The organism is Sulfurospirillum sp. UCH001 (assembly GCF_001548035.1).
Lineage (GTDB): Bacteria > Campylobacterota > Campylobacteria > Campylobacterales > Sulfurospirillaceae > Sulfurospirillum.
Window position 1 is genome coordinate 2,470,191 of sequence record NZ_AP014723.1, and the last position, 19,367, is coordinate 2,489,557.

General features: G+C 37.9%; 23 protein-coding genes. 6 read left to right on the forward strand and 17 right to left on the reverse strand.

Going from position 1 to position 19,367, the window contains the following annotated elements:
- Positions 1–37 precede the first annotated feature (37 nt).
- Entirely contained in the window at positions 38–709 is a 672-nt protein-coding gene (locus tag UCH001_RS12380; protein ID WP_067178299.1) for a response regulator transcription factor, read from the forward strand.
- A gap of 1 nt (position 710) precedes the next feature.
- Positions 711–2,132 carry a cell wall metabolism sensor histidine kinase WalK gene (locus tag UCH001_RS12385; protein WP_067178301.1) on the forward strand — a complete coding sequence of 474 codons (1,422 nt, stop codon included), beginning with the start codon at positions 711–713 and terminating at the stop codon, positions 2,130–2,132.
- Here UCH001_RS12385 and UCH001_RS12390 read toward each other — a convergent pair.
- The 12 genes from UCH001_RS12390 to UCH001_RS12445 form a co-directional block, all read right to left on the reverse strand.
- A complete protein-coding gene (locus tag UCH001_RS12390) occupies positions 2,121–2,564 on the reverse strand; it encodes a C-GCAxxG-C-C family protein (protein WP_067178303.1) in 444 nt (147 codons plus the stop codon). The two genes, UCH001_RS12385 and UCH001_RS12390, sit on opposite strands and share 12 nt — an antisense overlap.
- A gap of 9 nt (positions 2,565–2,573) precedes the next feature.
- Positions 2,574–4,007, reverse strand: coding sequence for a sensor domain-containing diguanylate cyclase (locus UCH001_RS12395; RefSeq protein WP_067178304.1), 1,434 nt, complete (start codon positions 4,005–4,007; stop codon positions 2,574–2,576).
- 43 nt (positions 4,008–4,050) lie between these two features.
- The gene (locus UCH001_RS12400) at positions 4,051–4,281 is read right to left on the reverse strand and encodes a thioredoxin family protein (RefSeq protein ID WP_067178306.1); all 231 of its coding nucleotides are present in this window, start codon (positions 4,279–4,281) and stop codon (positions 4,051–4,053) included.
- Positions 4,278–4,739 carry a rhodanese-like domain-containing protein gene (locus UCH001_RS12405; protein WP_067178307.1) on the reverse strand — a complete coding sequence of 154 codons (462 nt, stop codon included), beginning with the start codon at positions 4,737–4,739 and terminating at the stop codon, positions 4,278–4,280. The genes UCH001_RS12400 and UCH001_RS12405 overlap by 4 nt, the downstream gene beginning before the upstream one ends.
- Positions 4,740–4,748: 9 nt before the next feature.
- Positions 4,749–5,708 carry a permease gene (locus tag UCH001_RS12410; protein ID WP_067178308.1) on the reverse strand — a complete coding sequence of 320 codons (960 nt, stop codon included), beginning with the start codon at positions 5,706–5,708 and terminating at the stop codon, positions 4,749–4,751.
- A 9-nt stretch (positions 5,709–5,717) separates the two neighbouring features.
- Positions 5,718–6,158, reverse strand: a complete 441-nt coding sequence (locus UCH001_RS12415) for a thioredoxin family protein (RefSeq protein ID WP_067178309.1) — start codon at positions 6,156–6,158, stop codon at positions 5,718–5,720.
- An 8-nt stretch (positions 6,159–6,166) separates the two neighbouring features.
- The gene (locus tag UCH001_RS12420) at positions 6,167–6,874 is read right to left on the reverse strand and encodes a cytochrome c biogenesis CcdA family protein (protein ID WP_067178310.1); all 708 of its coding nucleotides are present in this window, start codon (positions 6,872–6,874) and stop codon (positions 6,167–6,169) included.
- Positions 6,871–7,269, reverse strand: coding sequence for an arsenate reductase ArsC (locus UCH001_RS12425; RefSeq protein WP_067178311.1), 399 nt, complete (start codon positions 7,267–7,269; stop codon positions 6,871–6,873). Before UCH001_RS12425 ends, UCH001_RS12420 begins: the two co-directional genes overlap by 4 nt.
- 84 nt (positions 7,270–7,353) lie before the next feature.
- Positions 7,354–8,460 carry a hypothetical protein gene (locus UCH001_RS12430; protein ID WP_067178312.1) on the reverse strand — a complete coding sequence of 369 codons (1,107 nt, stop codon included), beginning with the start codon at positions 8,458–8,460 and terminating at the stop codon, positions 7,354–7,356.
- Entirely contained in the window at positions 8,461–9,177 is a 717-nt protein-coding gene (locus UCH001_RS12435; RefSeq protein WP_067178313.1) for an outer membrane lipoprotein-sorting protein, read from the reverse strand. It lies immediately after the preceding gene.
- 9 nt (positions 9,178–9,186) lie between these two features.
- On the reverse strand, positions 9,187–10,425 hold the full coding sequence (locus tag UCH001_RS12440) for an ABC transporter permease (protein ID WP_067178314.1): 1,239 nt from the start codon (positions 10,423–10,425) through the stop codon (positions 9,187–9,189).
- Positions 10,422–11,108: an ABC transporter ATP-binding protein gene (locus UCH001_RS12445; protein ID WP_067178315.1), complete on the reverse strand. Its 687-nt coding sequence runs from the start codon at positions 11,106–11,108 to the stop codon at positions 10,422–10,424. Before UCH001_RS12445 ends, UCH001_RS12440 begins: the two co-directional genes overlap by 4 nt.
- Positions 11,109–11,305: 197 nt before the next feature.
- Between UCH001_RS12445 and UCH001_RS12450 the strand changes: the two genes are divergently transcribed.
- Both UCH001_RS12450 and UCH001_RS12455 read left to right on the forward strand, forming a co-directional pair.
- Positions 11,306–11,743: a DUF411 domain-containing protein gene (locus tag UCH001_RS12450; protein ID WP_067178316.1), complete on the forward strand. Its 438-nt coding sequence runs from the start codon at positions 11,306–11,308 to the stop codon at positions 11,741–11,743.
- A complete protein-coding gene (locus tag UCH001_RS12455) occupies positions 11,724–12,029 on the forward strand; it encodes a c-type cytochrome (RefSeq protein WP_067178317.1) in 306 nt (101 codons plus the stop codon). Before UCH001_RS12450 ends, UCH001_RS12455 begins: the two co-directional genes overlap by 20 nt.
- On the opposite strand, the gene UCH001_RS12460 is transcribed toward UCH001_RS12455, so the two are convergent.
- The gene (locus tag UCH001_RS12460; RefSeq protein WP_067178318.1) at positions 12,026–13,033 is read right to left on the reverse strand and encodes a rod shape-determining protein; all 1,008 of its coding nucleotides are present in this window, start codon (positions 13,031–13,033) and stop codon (positions 12,026–12,028) included. The genes UCH001_RS12455 and UCH001_RS12460 overlap by 4 nt on opposite strands.
- Positions 13,033–13,776 (reverse strand): TerC family protein, encoded by a 744-nt coding sequence (locus UCH001_RS12465; protein WP_067178319.1) that lies wholly within the window; start codon positions 13,774–13,776, stop codon positions 13,033–13,035. Before UCH001_RS12465 ends, UCH001_RS12460 begins: the two co-directional genes overlap by 1 nt.
- Positions 13,777–13,917: 141 nt before the next feature.
- On the opposite strand from UCH001_RS12465, the gene UCH001_RS12470 reads away from it, so the two are divergent.
- On the forward strand, positions 13,918–14,577 hold the full coding sequence (locus UCH001_RS12470; protein ID WP_067178320.1) for an MqnA/MqnD/SBP family protein: 660 nt from the start codon (positions 13,918–13,920) through the stop codon (positions 14,575–14,577).
- Positions 14,578–14,593: 16 nt separating this feature from the next.
- On the forward strand, positions 14,594–15,949 hold the full coding sequence (gene gdhA, locus UCH001_RS12475; protein ID WP_067178321.1) for an NADP-specific glutamate dehydrogenase: 1,356 nt from the start codon (positions 14,594–14,596) through the stop codon (positions 15,947–15,949).
- 39 nt (positions 15,950–15,988) lie between these two features.
- Here gdhA and upp read toward each other — a convergent pair whose 3' ends face one another.
- From upp to gltX, 3 genes are read right to left on the reverse strand one after another with little or no spacing between them, the layout of a single operon-like run.
- Positions 15,989–16,621: a uracil phosphoribosyltransferase gene (gene upp / locus UCH001_RS12480; RefSeq protein WP_067178322.1), complete on the reverse strand. Its 633-nt coding sequence runs from the start codon at positions 16,619–16,621 to the stop codon at positions 15,989–15,991.
- Positions 16,622–17,899: a malic enzyme-like NAD(P)-binding protein gene (locus UCH001_RS12485; RefSeq protein ID WP_173636828.1), complete on the reverse strand. Its 1,278-nt coding sequence runs from the start codon at positions 17,897–17,899 to the stop codon at positions 16,622–16,624.
- Between the two features lie 2 nt (positions 17,900–17,901).
- Complete coding sequence (gene gltX, locus UCH001_RS12490; RefSeq protein WP_067178323.1) at positions 17,902–19,293, reverse strand: glutamate--tRNA ligase; 1,392 nt, start codon at positions 19,291–19,293, stop codon at positions 17,902–17,904.
- Positions 19,294–19,367 lie beyond the last annotated feature (74 nt).

Below are 19,367 nucleotides of genomic sequence, written 5' to 3' on the forward strand. Positions count from 1 at the left end.
TAATTTTTTTTAATCTTTCTTTGGCTACGATGAAAGCATGAAACTTTTAATCATTGAAGACGATCCAAAAATTATTTCTTTTGTTCAAAAAGGGCTCCAAGAAGAGGGGTTTATCGTTGATGCAGCTAGTGATGGAGAAGAAGGACTCTATCTGGCTGAGCAGTACACATATGACCTTCTTATTATTGATTGGATGCTGCCAAAACTCGATGGTTTGAAAATCTGTGAAAAATTACGCGAGAAAAAAAACCTGACTCCCATTTTAATGCTCACTGCAAAAACCAGTGTGGAAGAGCGTATTTTAGGGCTTGGATGTGGGGCGGATGATTATTTGGTAAAGCCTTTTGTTTTTGCAGAACTCGTAGCACGCATACGCTCTTTGCTTCGTCGTTCATCGTATAACTTCAATGAATGTTTAACCCTCGATACACTCGAAGTCAATGTCTCTAAAAGAGTGGTAACACGCTCCAAAAACCCTATCACGCTTACCTCTAAAGAGTTTGATATTTTGGTCTATCTTCTTCTCAATCAAAATACAATCATCACCCATACACAACTTCAAGAGAAAATCTGGGGTATAAACGAAACCACATCGAGCAATATTATTAACGTTTTTATTCACCATCTACGCCATAAAATTGACATAGAAGGTGAAAAACCTCTTATCAAAACCATTCGTGGTTCTGGTTATAAAATAGAATCTCTTTAAAATGCAAATTATCCTCTTTGTTTACGGACTCTCTTTTTTTATCTTAGGGGTTTTGGTTCTCTTTGTACAAACGAAAGAGAGTACCATTTTCTTCGCTCGCAAAATTTGGTTACTGGGTGTATTCGCACTTCTGCACGCTTTTGTCGAGTGGGTTTTTCTTTATATGTACCTCTATCCAAATTATGAATCTCTCTTAAGCCCTATAAAATTCATTTTGCTGTTACTTTCGTATCTTTTTTTATTTGAATTCTCACGTTTTATCGTCAGAGAAAGTTTTAAAGACAACACATCGAAGCTTCATTTTCTGCATACACTCTATGCGGCACCCGTCATTTACATTATCAGTCTTTCTAGTCTTTTAGGATTGATTATCATACAACCTTCCTTAGATGGTGCCATTGCGGCTATTCGCTACACCTATGGCTTTTTTGGCTCTTTGTTTTTGGGTATTGGGCTCTATTATTACGGAGAATCGCTCAAAAAAAGCGAGTATGTTGAACGCCTCAAAATTTATTTTAAAGTACCTGGCGTTGCGTTTATTTGTTATGCTCTTTTAGCGGGTATTGCTGTTTCACCTACACAATATTTTCCAGGAAACACCATCAATACCACATGGTTTTTAGAAACTTTTGGTATTCCTGTGCAGTTTTTTAGGGCACTCTGCGCCTTGGTTATTACTATCTGTTCTATCAAAGCCTTACAGATTTTTAGTGATGAAACCCATCTGAAGATGGTCAGATCCCTCAAACAAATCAAGCGTTTTTCTTCAGATGTTTCACACGAACTCAAAACACCACTCACGGCGATGAAAGGGGAAATCGAAGTTGCTCTTAAAGAGCCTAGAAGCCAAGAGGAGTACCAAACGATTTTACGCTCTACGCTTGAAGAAGTCGATACACTGCAAAGCATTGTTAAAAACCTTTTGATGCTCACCTATCTTGAAAAAGAGTCTTTGAAAACCAAATTTACCCCGCAAAATTTAGATGATGTGCTGCTTAAAGCGATTGAAGATCTTATCATCATTGGGTCGCAAAAAAATATTATATTTGAAATTGGAACCTTAGAATCCCTTGTGGTAAACGGCGATGAAATTTTGCTCAAAACCGTCTTTTCCAATCTCATCGAAAATGCGATTAAATACAGTCCAAACCATACCACTGTCTCTCTTTCACTCACATCTTCCAATCGGATGGCATGTTTTCACATCGAGGATGAAGGTAATGGAATTGATGAAGAAAAACTGAGTCTTATCTTTGAGCGCTTTTACCGTGCAGATGACTCACGCTCAAAACAAATCAAAGGGTTTGGACTTGGACTCTCCATCGTTCAGCAAATTGTTGATGTTCATGATGGAATAATTCACGTTAAAAATAGAAAGCCTAAAGGACTTGAAATCGAAGTCATGCTTCCTTTAGTTTCCTAAAAGCAATTCGACCTCTTTTGCAGCAAAGGCAACGTAAAGATCGCATTTACATGCTTTACAATTTCCCTCTTTAAACTTCACGCCCGCATCTGAGGAGTTGAGAGAAAATCCCAACAAAGAAGCGCATTCACACGCCCCAAATGCCTTTTCAAAGTGCTCTTGAAACATCTGTACATTGTGATAGAGTGCATCCTTTGACTCGTTTGCATTTTTGCGTCCTTTAAGCAAAGAAAGCGCCATAATGCCACCACTTAATGCACCGCACAAGCCATGTTCTGTTCTAGCCATTCCACTCCCAAATCCTGAAGCTATCGCAGGAATAAGCGGCGAATCGATCCCATGCTTTTCAGCGACAGCTTTTAAAACTGCTTCGCTGCAGACATATCCACTTGAAAAATACTCTAGTGCTTTTTGTTCTATTGTTTCATTCATCTTCATTCCTTATGCAACAACGACTTGATCTTTGCCCGCTTTTTTCGCTTCATAAAGTGCATTATCGACTTTGTACACTAAACCATCTTGACTCTCTAAGCTACTAAGTTCCCCTAAGCCGATGCTCACTGTCAGGGGTTTTTGTAACAACTGCGTCAACACTTTATCTTCTTTAATAGCCTGACACAGTTTTTGTGCGATCTCCATTGCTTTCTCAGGAGAAACATCTACAAGTAAGAGTGCGAACTCTTCGCCGCCCCATCGAGCTATCATATCAGAAGCCCTTAGTTCCACTCGTAAGATGTCAGCAACGCGAATGAGTGCTTCATCGCCAATGAGATGACCAAACGTATCATTGACCTCTTTGAAGTCATCAATATCAATAAGAAAGAGTGTCAGTCTATTGATACCTTTTTTATAGAGCTTATAGAGTTTTTCAAAATGTTCGTTGAATTTTCTACGATTTGCAAGCCCCGTGAGAGCGTCTTCACTTGCCAGTTGAACAAGCTGTTTTTGGTAAATATTGATCGTGTAAAGAATAATAAATGTCACCAAAACCGTCACTAAAATTGATGCTAACAAGTTGCCATAAAACGTCTTCTTAAGCTCATCGAGATACTCTTTTTTATTGATCTCAACAAAAAGATGCAATTTGAGTTTTTCAATGTACTTGGTATTGAGCAGGTATTCACCGTCTTTGTCTTTATATTCAAATTGCGTCTGTTTTCCTTCAAAAATACTCTCTTCTATTTGCCTTAAACCCTCAATATTAGCAATATTTCCCCGTTTATTAAGCGCTTTTGAGAAGAGTGTCAACTCCCCTTTTTGATCCACGAAATAGACATCGTATTTGTAACGTGTCTTAAAGGAGTTTAGCATCTGTTCGATGTTTAAAAGTCTTACACCCACACCCGTTACACCGATCATCTCTTTTTTATAGTTCATCACTTTGTAATTAATGAACATCACTAAAAAATCGCCTAAATTGGCATTGTGATCGAGGTTGATTTCATAAAGCTCACTTTGTTCTTTAAAGCGAAAGTACCATGTATCGGCACTATTCTCTTTATTGATAACATCGATGAGTCCACGTGGATGATAATAGTTTTTTGTGACATCCGAGACTAGAAACGTTGTAAAGACATCATATTTTTGCTGGATTTCAGTCAGATAGCGCACAATACCGTTTAAATCGGTCTCCCCTTCCATAATCCAATCACGCAGAAATGTATCGTTGGACATCAACGATGAGACGAGAAGCGGCTCAATCATACGCTGTTGAATCTCAGTATAAATATTATCCACCGAAAGTGGCAAAGAGGTATTTTGCAGTTGCGCTTGCGTATCGCGCACATTTTTGTGGTAATTGATGATGGAACCTGTAATGGAAACACCCAAAAGCAAGCTCGCTATAATAAGTACAACTTTGGTTTTTAATCGCATCGCTTCTCCTTATTAGCGGCGATTATAACACAAAATAAGCACGCTATGACAACAATGTGACTATTTCATCAGCACTTAAAAGCTTACCACTACTTACGACTTTACCATCCAGTACCAATGCTGGTGTTGATGTCACACCATACTCCATAATTTTCATAATATCTTCGACTTTGTCTATTTGCGCAAAAATACCTTTTTTTGCGACAGCTTCTTTAACATTTGCCATCAATGTATGACACTTAGTACATCCTGTTCCTAAGACTTCAATTTTCATTTTTTCTCCTTATCTGTTTTGTACGCTTCTAAAAACTCTTTAGCATTTTCACCGCGTAAAAAATCTGCTGTTTTTAAAAGCCCATCATTGAGGTATTTTGCGTTATAACCATTTTGCACCAGAAAAAGCCTAGCAAGGTTTGATCGATCATTGTGCGGACATGCTGTAATGATGAGTTTATCTTTTGGTAATTCATGAAGACGTTTTGGAAGTTCATTTAAAGGAATATTTTTAGCAAAATTCATATGCCATACCTCAAATTCTTCCGCAAAGCGAACATCCACTAAAATAGCTTTCCCCTCTTCAACAAGGGCTAACATATCGGGTGTTTTGATTTTCATAGCTTCACGTTCTTTATAATCAAATTTTGAAAGGTACTCATCAAAACTCACTTTTTTAATCTCCGTTGCACTCATCAACGTTGTCAGTGCCAACGCCATTAAAATTACTTTTTTCATGGTCTTCTCCTATAAAAGCGCATTAAACAGATACCCAACACCCATAATTCCTAAAGCCACGATGCCAAAAAAGATTGCAATGAGTTTGATATGTAAAATACGTTTTAAGATGAGTGCCTCAGGCAGACTCAGTGCAGTGATTGCCATCATCAAACTAAGTGCTGTTCCAAGCAACATTCCTTTGGAAGTTAAAACCTCAATGAGAGGCATAACACTAGCAGCACTCGCATACATCGGTACACCCATGATAACAGCAAGCGGCACGCTGTACCATCTATTCTCTCCCGTATAAGCCACTATCATTTCGGTAGGAATATACCCATGTATCCACGCCCCAACCCCAACTCCCAGTAGTACATACAGATAAATTTTGCTAAAAATCTCAGCGGTATTTTGCCACGCCTCTGCAAGACGTTTCGTGAATGAAAGGCTTATCTGTACCTCTTCTAGCTCGCCTTCCATGGGTTTAACAGGAATCAGTACATAACGCTCTAGCTTTAATTTTCCAATCACATATCCACCCAAAATCGCAACCAATAATCCAAAACCAATATAAAGTGCTGTGATTTTCCAGCCAAACAGTCCAAACAAAAGTGCAATTGCAACTTCATTGTTCATAGGACTTGAAATAAGAAAACTAAAGGTAATCCCCATAGGAATACGCGCTTGCATAAAGCCCAAAAAGAGGGGTATAGCTGAGCAGGAACAAAAGGGCGTTATGATGCCAAAAAGTGCGGCTAGGATGTTTCCCATAAACGTGCTTCTTCGCTGTAAATAGGCTCTGATTTTTTCGGTATTGAAGTAGGTACGTAAAAAAGAGATCAGAAAAATGATGCTGATTAAAAGAATGTAAATTTTTACCGTATCAAAAATAAAAAAGTGCAATGCTTGTGCTTTTTGCGTTGTTGCATCGAGCCCAAAAACTCCATATACAAGAAAATCAACCATTTTTTCCCATAAATCAAACATCTTTTTCCTTTATAAAATGATTTTTTGTTCTTTTAATTTTGCAATTAGTCGCTCATAGTTAGTTGCACCAATGTGTCTATCGCTCTCTGTCCCTTTGGCATCGAGGTAAACTTGTGTCGGAATCATCTGTATCTTATAATCACGAATCGCTTGTTGTTCATTGCGAACTTCAATAAAATAGATTGCACTTTGTGGATATTCTTGCTTGACACGATAGAGGAGTTTTCCCATCTCAACACACGAAGCACAACTGGTCGAACCAAACTCTAAGAGCATCGGTTTTGTACCTATATGAGGGACAATCTGTGCATAAGGAGTTGCCTCTAACATCAAAGAGCTCTCGTGCGTCTGTTTCAAAGAAGATACCGCAGGCGTTTTGGATTCTACTTTTGGTTCACCACAGCCCACCAAAACGAAGGTTAATACAGCTAAAACAATTATTTTTTTCATCTTTTTTCCTAAAATACAAGGTACGTTTGATAGAGAAAATAAACGCCAATTCCCACTAAAATCACTATAAAAATGCCATTAATAAAACGGCTAAGGCTACTGATTTTTTTACTGGAAACGACACTTTGTGTAAATCCAAGCGATGTTCCAGCCACCAACAGCAACATCCCATGCCCTATGGCAAATGCTAAAACAAGGGCGTAGGAATAAACCCAACCGCTCTGACTTGCAATGGTGATGATGGCAACCAAAGGAGCAGAGGCACACGGCGTACTTACCAATCCAAAAATAAGCCCAATGATGATTGCTCCAAAGAGTTTGAGCTTTAAAAACTTACGTGCAACTTTCTCTTTGTCTAACACAGAAATAAATCCAAGGGCATAGGCAACCACTGTAAATGTTGCAAGTGCCGCGAGCAGATACGCCCAAAAAGGCGCAAGGGAGAGCATCATGCCCATCTTGGAAACCAGAAGCATCAACAGTGAAAAACTGATGACCAAGCCCAAAACAAACAGAAGCGAGTATTGGTAAATAAAGACTTTTTTCTGCTTTGGAGTGAGATCGCCTGAAAGCCCCAAAGCACTCGCAGCAAGCAGAGGCAAAGTGATGATGGAACATGGAGCGAGTGAGGTCAAAAGACCAATGCCAAATGAAGCAACAATCGCCCACACCCCAAACTGTGAAGTCATTTCAATCAGCATCTGCTCTGCATTCATAAAAGTTTTTCTTTGATGATCGGTAGTAATTCGGCTTCAATCGCTTGATAGGTAAGAATAAACGCCCCATAATCTTTACCATCAGGATCAGAGAAACCAACATGGATTTTTTTTGTAAGACGAGGGAACATCGGACAGGTTTCATGAGCATGGTCACACACAGTTACCACCAAATCAAAGTCAAGATTAATGACTTCATCCAAGACTTTAGAATGATACGAATCTTTCCAGATACCCTCTTCTTCTAAGACTTTTTTTGCATACGCATTCACTTTACCACTCGCACGTACGCCCGCACTGTAAGCTATGATGCCTTCTAATTTTGCATTGACCAGTGCTTCCGCGATGATGCTTCGACAGCTATTTCCTGTGCATAAAATCAGTACTTTTTTCATATTTTACCCTTCTATCCAATGGTGAAATGGTAGCATAAAATTATCTTTATATCAAGATATATTGATATATTAAATGCCTTGTTTTTAAAAATACCAATACAACTTTGTCCATAATGTATCTTGAACTAACTTTGAGCCATATTCTGATCCTCGTTGCCCATCGTTGATGTTGTAAGAAATATCCAAAAGCATATTGTTCTTAAAGCTGTATGTCGCACCCAATGAGTTTTGCATTGATTTATCTCCAAGATTGTAAATATTTTTATAGTAAATAGCTCCATAAAGCCAATTAAAGGGCTCTTTTTGTGAAAACTTATTCATAACATACTGATGATCGTAAAAAGGTTCCGATTTACTGCTTTGATTTTTTTGGTAAAAATACTCTGTCGTAATGGTAAGATCAAACGCTGTAAGATACTTAAACCCTAGCAAATAGGCATAGTCATCCTCACCAAGTGTTTTGGCAAACTCTCCATGTACTTCAATGTTCGTTTGAATATTTTTAGAAAAATCAAGCCCTACTTTATCGCTCTGTTCGCTTCTGCGATAGTAGATAAGATCAATATCCGTATCATACGCCAAAAAATAAGCTTTCATACCTACATGATTTTGTTCTTCTTGGCTAAACTCATCGTTCATATGCTCATTACTTTTCATCACAATGAGATCAAAAGAGACATTGCGAATATTTCCATCATAACTTTTGTTATAACGATAATTTGCCATAACATAACCCTCGCGTGAAGCATCAGGATCATTTGGATCTTTTTTTCGATCAAAGAACGCTATCGGATTGACAAAATAGCCTTTCCCCCAGTTAGGCGCTTTTTTACCCACTTCAATCAAATTATTTTGATCAAATTTATACTGCATAAACAACTGAGCAATGGTATATTTATCACTGTACGCCCCATCTATGTCATTATAATTGACCATCACCTCAGAATCTAATTTCAATGCGTCCTGAAAATAGGCAAACTTGACATCGCCTTCACTTGCATATGTCTTTATGCTATCTTTGTTTTTGGTATGAAACAGAGGTGAATCGTCATTGAGTCCTTGAAGTTTATTTTCACCTTTTAGATAACCGCTCAATGTATAGGGTTTGACCTCGATAGCATCAAGGTCAAAATCATAATCCCCTGCATGGCTTAAAATGGCTACACAGAGGATGAGAGGTAATGCTTTCATCTATTTTCTAAACTCATGAACTTTGCCGATATTTTCAATGGTAAAGAGTTCATCAGAAACTTTACGCTCTGTAATCTTTCCATATACCATAATCGACTTATAGCCTTTATAGAGTGGCGAATCTGTCTCAATGACAGCAGCTCTGATGATGCCGCCACCAAAGTCTTTAATATCTTTATAGTAAAGTGTTTTTATGAGCATCCCTGTTGACGTATAACAGGCGATTTTTGTGGGTGTGACTGTTTTTTTATCGACTTCCATCAACAGTTTATCGTAAGCTACTGTCTCATTTTTAGCCTTAAGATCTAAAACAAGAACGGCTCCTTCATCTTTTTCACTTTTGATGTCATACTCCGCTGAAAAATCTAACTGCATAATATCACTGTTATTAAACACCCCACCTACCACACTTTGCATTGAAGTGATGCGAATCGGCTTGCCTACTTCAGGTAAATAGAGCCACATATTTTCATCAAGCCTTAGTGTGCTTCTGCCTTTTTCACTATCTGGTTGCAAAAATAAAGAGACAATTTTATCTTTGTCTTTTTTGATTTGATAGAGCAAAAACTCTTTTTTACTCCCATCAGGCTCAATGTTAATCAGTTTTTTATAACTATCTGCAGAACTAGGGCTTAGCTTTTTATCGACCTGCTCCAAGATATTTTCAGCTCCAAAAAGAACCACTGCTGTCAGTAAAAAAAGTAGTGTTTTTTTCATACAAATCTCCTAGTACGTACGTAAAGCTTCAACAGGATCGAGTCTTGAAGCTTTAATCGAAGGTGAGATAGATGCGATCAGTGATATCACGATAACAATAGCACTGACACTCAAAACATCACTCAAAGCCAGTTTTGGAATAAGCACTAAACCGCTTTGTTGCCCAAAGCTATAGGTAATTTTGACAAAATTGAGAATAAACACTATACCTAGCGATAAAATGCTTCCAAGGAATGCACCAAGCGCTCCCATCATCAGCCCTTCGCATAAAAAAAGTTTAACGATGCTCATAGGCGGTGTACCAATGGCCGCTATCGTTCCAATCTCTCGTATACGCTCATAAACACTCATAATCATAACGTTCAAAATGGAAATAAGCACAATAGAGATCAAAATAATTTTGATAGAAACGTTCATCAAGTCGATCATCTTAATGATGTTATAAAATGGAGAGAGTTGTTGCCACGTATGGATTTCAAAAACAGATTTACCCTCTTTGTTGAGCTTTTCTAAGATGGGTTGCAACGATTTTTCGGCAACACTGAGTTGTTCCACATCTTTAAGTCGAAGAACGATTTCACTCACTTCTACCTCGTTATTCATACGCAGTACTTTTTTAGCATCATCCATATGAATGTAACCATCACGTCCACCAGGTCCCATGACTTGGCCTAAGATACCAGCAACTTTAAGATTGATGCCATTCACTGAGCCACTTTTATTATTGGCAACCAAAACAATGGTATCGCCGATTTTAACATCCATCCCTTTTATCAAAAGTTCTGGAACGATAATCTCCCCTGCTTTGAGCGTTTCATTCATATCCAAAACCCGATCTCTTAGTAAAGGCAAGGTTTCAAATTCATCCTCAGGATCAATTGCATTGAGTCTAATATTTGTAGTGCTAGTAAAGTTTGAAAACATCGCACCAAATTTGATGCGATAACTGTAGCTTGCAATATACGGGTTCATTTCCAACTTTGATTCTATAAACTCTAACATCTTTGCGTTGAGATTTTTATCTAATGGGAGGTTATCCACAGAAGCGACATACCCTTTTTTATGAATCTGAATATGTCCCATCACAGAATCTGTGATTTGTCCTACGGTATAGTTTTTGAAACTTCCAGAGAGCGCAGTATAAAGAAGTACAAAAACCACGCCTAAAGTGATGAGTGAGGTTGTTAATAGGGTTCTTCTGCCATTACGTTTAAGATTTCGGTAGGATATTTTAAAGATATTATTCATCGCATCATCCTTTTTTCTTCTACGATTTCCCCATCCACAATAGTAATGAGTCTATCAACATTAGCAACAATTTTTTCATCATGTGTTGCAAAAACGAACGTTGTGTGATGCTCTTTTTGGATTTTTTTCATCAGCTCTATAATCATATAGGCTGTTTTACTGTCTAAGTTAGCTGTCGGCTCATCCGCAAAAACAATCTTAGGGTTGGTTACAAGTGCCCTTGCAATGGCAACACGCTGCATTTGACCGCCTGAGATTTTATCGGGTGTTTTATCTTTATGCTCTAACATCCCTACCTCTTCCAAAAGCGTTAACACCCGCTTTTGGCGCTCCTTTTCCTCAAGGTTTTGTACCATGATAAGAGGATACTCAACATTTTCATACACGCTTAACACAGGAATGAGATTGAAACTTTGAAAAATAAACCCAATATTTTCACCCCTAAAATACGCTCTTTGCGTTCTATTCATCGTCGTTGTTGCCGTGTTGTTGATGGTAATCGTACCTTGAGTGGGTGTGTCTAAGCAGCCTAGCATGTTCAGCACCGTACTTTTACCACTTCCGCTAGGTCCAACGAGAGAGATAAATTCACCCTCATGAATCTCTAAAGAGAAATCCTTGATAACCTCTTGAACCACTTCGCCCGTATGATAAACCTTCTTGAGGTGCTGTGCTTGAAGCATGTTTCTACCTTTTGCTTAATTTGGAAAAGTATAGAAGATGTATATTAATGAAATGTTAACATTTTTTTACTTTTATAGATAGAAAAAATGATGTAACTAAAATCATGAGATAATTAATCCTATTTTTTTCGTCATATTTAGCTTTTATTTACGGAGTTTTGATAGGATTTCATATCTTACATACTAAAAGGTTTTAGATGAAAAAACTACTTTTAACAAGCCTATTATTGGGCTTTTTTATGTCACTCTTTGCAGAGACTCTTCCGCCTGTTACCGTTTACAAATCAAAATATTGTGGGTGTTGTGGCGAATGGGTTAAACATATGGAAAACAATGGATTTAAAGTCAATGTGATAGAAACAGAAGCGCTCAATGAAGTCAAAATCAAATACAATGTCCCAGCTCCTCTTGCGTCATGTCATACGGCTATTATTGGTAATTTTATCGTCGAAGGACACACTCCCGCAAGCAGTATAAAACGCTTTTTAAAAGAGGCTCCAAAAGATGCTATTGGACTTGCGGTTCCTGGTATGCCTCTTGGATCTCCTGGCATGGAGCAAGGCAATATGAAACAACCTTATGATGTACTAGCCTTTGACAAGCAAGGACATACCGTTGTTTTCGAAAAGTTTTAGTCTCTTAGCTCTTTTAGGGCTTTTACAAAGCAATCTTTTGAGCGCAAGCAATGAAGTATTGTACAACTCGTGTCGTTTTTGCCATGGAGAAAAAGGAGAGGTGACTTATTTGGGAAAAGTTGAGCCTATCAAACGGCTTGATAAAACTGCTCTCGCTACACTTTTACAAAGCTATAAAAAAGGTGAGATCGATCAAATTGGGCTTGGCAAACTTATGCAAGCCCAAATAGCTAATTTTAGCGATGCAGATATTGAGCAACTAAGCGCTTATATCGCTTCATTTTAAGCACCAAAAAGTGGGTTATAGCGTGTCTCTTCAAGGGCACGCCCTGCCCCTAGGATGATGTTTTGTAGAGGATTTTTCACCGCGTTGACCTCTATCTCTAATTTTGTAGAAATATAACGATCTAAGCCTTGAAGCATCGATGAACCACCTGTGAGTAAAATACCCTGATCATAAATATCTTGTGCAAAAACAGGAGGTAGTTCAGAAAGCATACTGTGTGTAAGTGTGACCATTTTATCGGCAAGAGGTAAAATGGCTTGATGTACATCTTTGGAACTTGCTACAAAACTCTCAGGAAGGCGCGTGATAAGATTCTTCACATTGATTTGAAGTGTTTTTTCCTCTTTCTCAAAGAGCGTTCCAAGCTCCTTTTTCAGGCGTTCTGCATCACTTTGAGAAATCAAAATACGCTTATGTGCCTTAAAATACTCAATAATCGCCTCATCCAAATCATTCCCTGCAATACGAAGCGATTTACTCATCACAATACCATTGCATGAAAGTAGTGATATATCGCTTACACCAGCACCTATATCAAGGACTAAAACCCCTTGCGGTCGCTCAATTGCTTGTTCTGAACCAAGGGCTGCAGAGAACGGATCTTTGATCAGCATCACTTCACGCGCGCCACCGTCTTTACATGCCTCTACAACAGCATTGCGTTCCATGATATTCAAATCGCTTGGTACGCTGACGACAATGGTTGGTTTAAAAAATCGACTCTGTGTAATGCGTGCAATCACCTCTTTAATATAGGCTTTTGCAACTGTTAAATTAGAAATCGCACCTTTTGATAATGGGTGCATCACTTCGATATGCTTAGGATTTTTTCCTGACATACGTTTTGAACTGGCACCATAATCTATAAAAGAACTTCGCTTACTATCAAATGCGATAGAGGTCGGTTCATCTAAAATAATTCCCTTGCTTGGTTGGTACACAAGCGTATTATTCGTGCCAAGGTCAATTGCGAAGGCATGGGACGAGCGAAAGAGAGAAAACATTACGCCTCTTTTTTTACCATTGATTTTTTATCTTTTTTCTTACGACTATAGATATTAATAGACTCAACTGCTAAAGAGAATGCCATCGCAAAATAGACATATGCTTTGGAAATATGAAAATCAAGACCTTCTGCAATAAGCGTCACACCGACTAAAATCAAAAAGGAAAGTGCTAAAATCTTAATGGTTGGGTTAGCATCAATAAAATTAGAGATACTTTTACTTGCGAACATCATAACACCCACAGCAATCACTACGGCTAAAATCATAACAATGATATCATTTGCCATACCTACTGCGGTAATAACAGAATCTAATGAAAAAACGATGTCTAAAATAGCAATTTGAATGAGTGTATTAAAAAAGCCTCGTGAACCTTTCTTCAGTTCTTTTTCCTCTTCGCCAGCCTCTTCAATATCTTGGTGAATTTCATTGGTTGACTTGACAAGCAAAAAGAGCCCACCGAGAATTAATATAAGATCACGTCCTGAAATTTCTTGCGCGAAAACAGTAAAAAGAGGAGAAGTAAGCTTCATAATCCAGAAGAGTGAAAGCAGAAGCAAGATACGGGTAATCATTGCAAGAGCGAGACCAAAAATACGACCTTTATCTCTTTGGTGTTGTGGTAAACGACCTACTAAGATGGCAATAAAAATAATATTATCAATGCCAAGTACAATTTCTAAAGCCGTTAGCGTTAATAGCGCCATCATGGCTTCAAGGGTAAATAACGATTCCAACATCTCATTCTTTCCTGATTTTTCTTTTTATTGTACCAACTTTTGAGTATAACTCTTCTTAGATGACATCTCTAATCAACTCTTCTAAACCCTCTTGTTAAGATAGCTGAGTTATAATAGTTTTCCCAAAAAAAAGGAGTTCATATGGTTTTTGGCAAGATAGATTACATCAATCTTCTTCCTTTTCATGTTTTTTTGAAAAAGTCCTCTCTTCCAAGCGCTTTTAAACGCTCATGTGAACATCAAAAGAATGTTCCAGCCGTTATCAATCACAAACTACGTAAACGTAAAGTCGATGCGGCATTTATTTCAAGCATTGAAAGTAAGCGCAAAAATATAACACCACTCAATGTAGGAATTGTGGCACAAAAAAATGTCAAAAGCGTTATCATCAAAGAAGGAGTTTCCAAAAAAGACCCTGCATCAGCAACGTCTAACATGCTCGCACGTGTTTTAGGGCTTAAAGGTGAAGTGTTTATTGGCGATCGTGCTCTAAAGCTTTATTTACAAGATCCTGATGCGTATATCGATCTTGGTCAAACATGGAACAACAAATACCATTTACCTTTTGTCTTTGCACGATTTTGTGTTAATCAACACCAACGTTTTTACAAAAAACTCTCCAAAAAGTTCGTGCAACAACCTATTAAAATCCCAAATTATATTCTTTCAAAATATGCACGAGAACGTGGAATTTTAGAAAAAGATATTAAAGAGTATCTCAAACTTATCAGCTATACTATTGCTAGAAAAGAGCAAAAAGCACTCTTTATTTTTTTAAAAAAAGCACATCAATTACAATAAAAACTGAAGGGAAGCAATGGAAAACTACGTTGAAAATGCATTAAAAGCAACCATACACAGCACGCCTGGGCAAACTGAATTCTACCAAGCCGTCAAAGAGGTACTCACCTCTTTAAAACCTCTTTTAGACGCTGATCCAAAATATGCTCACTACAATATCGTTGAACGCATTCTCATTCCTGATCGTCAAATTATTTTTCGTGTTCCATGGATAGATGATGCGGGTAAAATTCGCTCCAATATAGGATATCGTGTTCAATTTAGCAATGCCATTGGACCTTACAAAGGTGGTCTTCGTTTTCATCCAAGCGTGAATCTTAGTATTATAAAATTCTTAGGTTTTGAGCAAATTTTCAAAAACTCTCTTACAGGCCTTGCGATTGGTGGCGGTAAAGGAGGCAGTGATTTTGACCCTAAAGGCAAAAGTGAAGGCGAAATCATGCGTTTTTGTCAATCATTCATGATTGAACTCTCCAAGTATATCGGTGAAACGATCGATGTTCCAGCAGGTGATATTGGCGTCGGTGGACGAGAAATTGGCTTTATGTATGGGACCTATAAACGTCTTACCAATCGATACGAAGGTATCCTTACAGGAAAAGGTCTCAATTGGGGTGGTTCACTTGCTCGCACCGAAGCAACAGGCTTTGGTTCTGTTTACTTTGCAGAAAATATCCTTAATAACATTGGTGATTCGATTAAAGGTAAAACATGCACTATTTCAGGCTCAGGAAATGTTGCGATTTATACGATCCAAAAGCTTTATGAATTAGAGGCAAAGCCTGTTACATGTAGCGACTCACATGGAATGATTTACGATAAAAATGGCATTGATCTCACGTTGCTTAAAACGATTAAAGAAGTCCATAGACAATCACTCAGTGAATATGCAAAAGCAAAACCGGATGCTCAATACATCCCAATAGAAGCGTATCCAAAAGGGATGAATGCTGTATGGAGCATTCCTTGTTTTGCGGCGTTTCCAAGTGCAACACAAAATGAACTTAATCTTGAAGATATCAAAACACTTCATAAAAATGGATGTCGCTTAGTCAATGAAGGTGCAAATATGCCAAGCACTCTTGATGCTATCGCGTATATGCAAGAAAATAAAATTCTTTTTGGACCTGCAAAAGCAGCAAATGCAGGCGGTGTTGCGACCAGTCAATTAGAGATGAGTCAAAATGCGAGTATGCAAAAATGGCATTTTGCAAAAGTCGATACAAAACTAAGAGATATTATGAAACATATTTTTGATCTCTCTTATGCGACATCACAAGAGTTTAACGACGAGGGTAATCTGCTTTTAGGAGCCAATATTGCTGGTTTTAGAAAAGTAGCTGATTCGATGATTGATCAAGGTGTTGTATAGTGTAAAACGGGTTAAACCCGTTTTACATCTAAAAAAACATTACGCGCCTTGCGTATTAAAGACTCTATCTCCAGCATCGCCAAGACCTGGAACAATATAGCCATTTTCATTCAATCCATCATCAATACATGTTGTGTAAACAGGTACTTCAGGATGTACTTCATGGAATTTTTTAAGCCCTTCAGGTGCAGAAACAAGGCATAAGAAACGGATATCTTGGACACCTTTTTTCTTTAAAAAATTCACCGCATCAATGGCTGTTCCGCCCGTTGCAAACATTGGATCAATAATAATCGCTGTACGCTCGGCATGATCAGATGGAAGCTTCGCATAGTAAAATTCTGCTTCAAGTGTTTTTTCATTGCGCTGAAAGCCCAAGAAACCAACACTCGCATCTGGAATAAGTTTAAAAACGCTGTCCAACATACCAAGAGCTGCCCGAAGAATCGGACAGATCATAATCTTAGCATCTAACTTATGTGCATTTGCCACTGCAACAGGTGTTTGAACTTTTACATCTTTGAGTGGTAAATCTCGAGTAGCCTCAAACAACATCAAGTACGAAATCTCATCAACTAAAAGTCGAAACTGAAACGGCTCCGTTCTCTCATCTCTCAAAATAGAAAGCTTATGCTCAATGAGAGGGTGTTTGATGACATGGACATTTTTCACTTATTTTTGCTCCGCATCAATAATAGCTTGAAGTTTTGCTTTGTATGCATTAATATCAAAATCTTTTACACGAGCAACACCATCTTTAATAGCTGCTTCAGCAACAGCACAACTTACCCATACAAACGCACGTCTGTCAAATGGTTTTGGAATAATATAGTTAATACCAAATTTAGGATCTTCACCTGGATATGCTGCTTTAACATAATCAGGTACTTCTTCTTTTGCAAGTTTTGCAAGAGCAACAGCCGCAGCCATTTTCATGCCTTCAGTTACTTTTGTCGCTCTCACGTCTAAAGCGCCACGGAAAATAAATGGAAAACCGAGTACGTTATTGACTTGGTTTGGATAGTCACTTCTACCTGTTCCCATCATAACATCATTTCTTGCAGCATGTGCTTCTTCAGGTAAAATTTCAGGAGTTGGATTTGCAAGAGCAAAGATAATTGGATATGGATTCATAGATTTAACCATCTCTTGTGTAACAACACCAGGAGCAGAAAGACCTAGGAACATATCTGCACCTTTCATCGCATCTTCCAATGTTCTATCACTTGTTTCGATAGCAAATTCTGCTTTATATTTGTTAAGGTCTGTTCTTCCTGAATGAATAACGCCTTTTGTATCGATCATAACGATATTTTTAGCGCCTAAAAGTTTATACATTTTTGCACACGCAATACCTGCTGCTCCAGCACCTGAAACAACAATTTTCATCTCTTCAATTTTTTTACCGCTGATCTCAAGCGCGTTAATAATACCTGCACTTGTAATCATCGCTGTACCATGTTGGTCATCATGCATAACAGGGATATCAACACATGCTTGAAGTTTTTGTTCAATATCAAAACATTGTGGTGCTTTGATATCTTCAAGGTTGATACCACCAAAAGTTGGAGCAATAGCACGGCAAATTTCGACAAATTTATCAACATCGTATTCATCAATTTCAATATCAAATGCATCAACACCTGCAAATTTTTTGAAAAGAACAGATTTTCCTTCCATAACAGGTTTACCAGCAACTGGACCTAAATCTCCTAGACCCAAAATTGCTGTAGAGTTTGTCATAACAGCAACAAGATTTGCTTTATTCGTATATTTGTATGCTAATTCATTATCTTTTTGAATTTCCAAACACGGATGCGCAACGCCTGGTGAATAAGCCATAGATAAATCTCTTGCAGTATCACACACCGTTTTGACATTGATCCCAATTTTCCCACCAATATGGTATTCTAAAGCTTCTTCTTTAGTCACTTTTCCCTTATTGCTCACTCTCAACTCCTTTTATAAGATATTAATTTTTGAATTCTTTCTATAACGTTTTCATACCCAATAATCTCTAGCACTTCAAAAATGGAAGGGCTGACAGAACTGCCTACCATCGCAATACGAATTGCTTGTGCGAGATCTTTAAGTTTTAAACCACGCTCTTCTAAAAATGTTTTAGTAAATGTTTCAAAATCACTCGCATTAGAGAGTGTTTTTACATTTTTTAATGCTTCAAAATAGTGTTCTAAAACTCCCAATCCATCAGCAGTTAAGAACTTTTCAATGGCTTTTTCATCGTAACATGTTGGAGCTTCTAAAATCTGTTTTGCTAAGCTTGCAAACTCTACAAGTGTTTTTGCACGATCACGAAGTGCGTCAATCAGTAACTCTTTCTTAGTATGAGACGAAATATCCACATTAAAAAAGCGTAACTCTTCAATCAATCTATCGTGTGTTGCTTGTTTAATATAATGAGCATTCAACCATAAAAGCTTTTCTTGGTTGTAAGCAGAAGCTGATTTATTAATATCATTAGGATCAAAAAGTGCTTTCATCTCATCAAAAGAGAAAATCTCTTGATCACCGTGACTCCAACCTAAACGTATAAGGAAATTCAACAATGCTTCTGGTAAATACCCTTCACGCTTATATTCCATAACATCAACGGCACCATCGCGTTTAGAGAGTTTTTTGCCCTCAGGATTGAGGATCATAGGAACATGATAAAATTTTGGAATATCAAAACCAAGTGCTTCGTATAAAATAATCTGTTTTGGTGTATTCGAGAGGTGGTCATCACCACGAATGACTTCATTTACACCCATCAATGCATCGTCAATGACAACAACAAAGTTATACGTAGGTGTACCATCACTGCGTGCGATGATAAAATCATCCAACATATCACTGGCATTAAAGCTTACTTCACCTTTAACGCCATCAACAAAAGAGACAACACCACTCATTGGTGCTTTAATTCGAATAACAGGCTCGACACCTTCAGGAGGAGTGCCTGTAAAGTCACGGTATCTACCATCGTATCTTGGGCGCTCTTTACGTGCCATTTGAGCTTCTCTTAGCGCATCAAGATCTTCTTTACTCATATAACATTTATACGCTTTTCCTTCTTCTAAAAGCTTTTTGACATAGCTTTTGTAAAGATCAAAACGCTCAGACTGATAAACAATTTCACCTTCATGCGCAAGTCCAACCCATTTAAACGCTTCAACAATAGCATCAGCAGCTTCTTTGGAATTTCGTGCAAGGTCTGTATCTTCTATGCGGAATAAAAATTTTCCATTGTTTCTTTTTGCCCAAAGATAGCTATAAAGTGCTGTTCTAAGCCCTCCAATATGCAAATATCCCGTAGGGCTAGGGGCAAAACGTGTCACAACCATGACTGTACCTTATGATTGATTTTTAATAAGTTATGTATAAATTATGTATCATTTCGTTACGCGGTAACTAAAAA

What these genes read in the sequence shown, in the direction of transcription:
- UCH001_RS12410 (WP_067178308.1), bottom strand. Translation starts at nt 5,708, where the DNA reads ATGTTTGATTTATGGGAAAAAATGGTTGATTTTCTTGTATATGGAGTT.
- UCH001_RS12385 (WP_067178301.1), top strand. Translation starts at nt 711, where the DNA reads ATGCAAATTATCCTCTTTGTTTACGGACTCTCTTTTTTTATCTTAGGG.
- UCH001_RS12405 (WP_067178307.1), bottom strand. Translation starts at nt 4,739, where the DNA reads ATGAAAAAAGTAATTTTAATGGCGTTGGCACTGACAACGTTGATGAGT.
- UCH001_RS12435 (WP_067178313.1), bottom strand. Translation starts at nt 9,177, where the DNA reads ATGAAAAAAACACTACTTTTTTTACTGACAGCAGTGGTTCTTTTTGGA.
- gltX (WP_067178323.1), bottom strand. Translation starts at nt 19,293, where the DNA reads ATGGTTGTGACACGTTTTGCCCCTAGCCCTACGGGATATTTGCATATT.
- UCH001_RS12450 (WP_067178316.1), top strand. Translation starts at nt 11,306, where the DNA reads ATGAAAAAACTACTTTTAACAAGCCTATTATTGGGCTTTTTTATGTCA.
- UCH001_RS12445 (WP_067178315.1), bottom strand. Translation starts at nt 11,108, where the DNA reads ATGCTTCAAGCACAGCACCTCAAGAAGGTTTATCATACGGGCGAAGTG.
- UCH001_RS12415 (WP_067178309.1), bottom strand. Translation starts at nt 6,158, where the DNA reads ATGAAAAAAATAATTGTTTTAGCTGTATTAACCTTCGTTTTGGTGGGC.
- UCH001_RS12425 (WP_067178311.1), bottom strand. Translation starts at nt 7,269, where the DNA reads ATGAAAAAAGTACTGATTTTATGCACAGGAAATAGCTGTCGAAGCATC.
- UCH001_RS12395 (WP_067178304.1), bottom strand. Translation starts at nt 4,007, where the DNA reads ATGCGATTAAAAACCAAAGTTGTACTTATTATAGCGAGCTTGCTTTTG.
- UCH001_RS12380 (WP_067178299.1), top strand. Translation starts at nt 38, where the DNA reads ATGAAACTTTTAATCATTGAAGACGATCCAAAAATTATTTCTTTTGTT.
- UCH001_RS12465 (WP_067178319.1), bottom strand. Translation starts at nt 13,776, where the DNA reads ATGTTGGAATCGTTATTTACCCTTGAAGCCATGATGGCGCTATTAACG.
- UCH001_RS12440 (WP_067178314.1), bottom strand. Translation starts at nt 10,425, where the DNA reads ATGAATAATATCTTTAAAATATCCTACCGAAATCTTAAACGTAATGGC.
- UCH001_RS12400 (WP_067178306.1), bottom strand. Translation starts at nt 4,281, where the DNA reads ATGAAAATTGAAGTCTTAGGAACAGGATGTACTAAGTGTCATACATTG.
- UCH001_RS12430 (WP_067178312.1), bottom strand. Translation starts at nt 8,460, where the DNA reads ATGAAAGCATTACCTCTCATCCTCTGTGTAGCCATTTTAAGCCATGCA.
- UCH001_RS12420 (WP_067178310.1), bottom strand. Translation starts at nt 6,874, where the DNA reads ATGAATGCAGAGCAGATGCTGATTGAAATGACTTCACAGTTTGGGGTG.
- UCH001_RS12390 (WP_067178303.1), bottom strand. Translation starts at nt 2,564, where the DNA reads ATGAATGAAACAATAGAACAAAAAGCACTAGAGTATTTTTCAAGTGGA.
- UCH001_RS12470 (WP_067178320.1), top strand. Translation starts at nt 13,918, where the DNA reads ATGGTTTTTGGCAAGATAGATTACATCAATCTTCTTCCTTTTCATGTT.
- UCH001_RS12460 (WP_067178318.1), bottom strand. Translation starts at nt 13,033, where the DNA reads ATGTTTTCTCTCTTTCGCTCGTCCCATGCCTTCGCAATTGACCTTGGC.
- gdhA (WP_067178321.1), top strand. Translation starts at nt 14,594, where the DNA reads ATGGAAAACTACGTTGAAAATGCATTAAAAGCAACCATACACAGCACG.